This window comes from Pyrinomonadaceae bacterium, from assembly GCA_036277115.1.
Taxonomy (GTDB): domain Bacteria; phylum Acidobacteriota; class Blastocatellia; order Pyrinomonadales; family Pyrinomonadaceae; genus UBA11740.
The window spans coordinates 1-1,594 of the sequence record DASUNM010000026.1 but is presented as its reverse complement, the minus strand read 5'-3'; the positions used below and the strand labels follow the sequence as shown (position 1 = coordinate 1,594).

Below are 1,594 nucleotides of genomic sequence, written 5' to 3'. Positions count from 1 at the left end.
GGCTGGTGCCCAATTGTGATAGAAGACGAGGAATGGCAAAGGCTTTATCATTTTGGCCACTTGCATCAGCCGATAGAGGAAATAGAGGCTCTGGCATTTGCGAAAGAAGGCATTGTTTGGCTTTGTTACGGAGATGTCTTAACCAAGCTCTTGCGAGACGGGACAGGCTGCAAATTTAAGATACGCGGGAAGATGAGCGTAACCTCGCTACTAGTGTTACGTCACTGACGGTGGATTCCCTTGGCCGTGCAAATCGGTCAAGCTGTTGGAATGAAGACCGACGTCATCGTGACATCTGAGGATCGCGCCCGTCTCGAACGACTGGTGGGCGATCGCAACACCCCGGCGAAGGTTGTCTGGCGTGCTCGGATCGTGCTCGCCAGCGCCGCCGGCAACACAGTCAAGGCGGTCGCCCGCCTCACCGGCAAGTCGAAGCCGTGCGTGTGGCGCTGGCAGGCGCGCTTCGCGGAGGAAGGCGTCGAGGGGCTTCTGCGCGACAAGACGCGACCGCCAGGCAGGAAGCCGCTGCCGCAGAGTGTAAAGCTCAGGGTCCTCAAGATGACGGCCAACGAGACGCCGCCGAACGCGACGCACTGGAGCGTGCGCACGATGGCGAAGGCGGTCGGCATCAGCCACACGGCCGTGCAGCGGATCTGGGCGGAGGCGGGGCTCAAGCCGCATCTCGTCAAGAGGTTCAAGGTGTCGGGCGACCCGATGTTCGAGGAGAAGGTGACGGACGTCGTCGGCCTCTACATGAACCCGCCGGACCGCGCGCTGGTGCTGTGCGTCGATGAAAAGAGCCAGATTCAAGCGCTGGATCGCACGCAACCGGGCCTGCCGCTCAAGAAAGGCCGCGCCGCGACGATGACGCACGACTACAAGCGCCACGGCACCACGACGCTGTTCGCCGCGCTCGACGTGAAGAGCGGCAAAGTGATCGGCGAGTGCCTGCCGCGACATCGCGCGGCCGAGTTCATCCGCTTCCTGAAGCGCATCGACAGGAGCGTGAAAAAGCCCCTCGACGTGCATCTCATCCTCGACAACTACGGTACGCACAAGACGGCCGAGGTGAAGGCTTGGCTCGCCGCGCATCGCCGCTTCCAATTGCACTTCACGCCGACCTCCGCCTCCTGGCTCAACCTCGTCGAGCGGTTCTTCGCGGAGATCACGACCAAGCGCATCCGGCGCGGCGTCTTCACGAGCGTGGGGCAGCTGGAGAAGGCCATCCGAGACTACCTCGACCAACACAACGCCGAGCCGAAGCCGTTCGTCTGGACCAAGCCCGCCGACGCCATCCTCGCCAACGAGGCCCGCGCCCTGTCACAGCTCCGCACCATCAAAGGCGGGAACCAAGCGTTGGAGTCGGAACACTAGGTCAACCGCCGAGCCGTCGCAAAGTGGCGCGAGAACAACCCGGCGGCCGCCGCCGCACACCGCGCGTTCCGGGCAGCGCTCCGCGCTGGTGAGATCGTCAAGCCGGACGTCTGCCAGGCCGCGGGCTGCGAGTGCTCGACCGGGCTGCATGGTCATCATCCCCCGTACGACCGCCCGCTCCTCGTGCTCTGGCTCTGCCGCGAGCATCACGAGCACATCC

General features: G+C 63.7%; 1 protein-coding gene. It reads left to right on the top strand.

Translation table 11 applies throughout. The features are described from left to right. Positions 1-270 precede the first annotated feature (270 nt). Positions 271-1,374: an IS630 family transposase gene (locus tag VFX97_16215; protein ID HEX5704745.1), complete on the top strand. Its 1,104-nt coding sequence runs from the start codon at positions 271-273 to the stop codon at positions 1,372-1,374. The last annotated feature ends 220 nt before the right edge of the window (positions 1,375-1,594 follow it).

What these genes read in the sequence shown, in the direction of transcription:
- VFX97_16215 (HEX5704745.1), top strand. Translation starts at nt 271, where the DNA reads ATGAAGACCGACGTCATCGTGACATCTGAGGATCGCGCCCGTCTCGAA.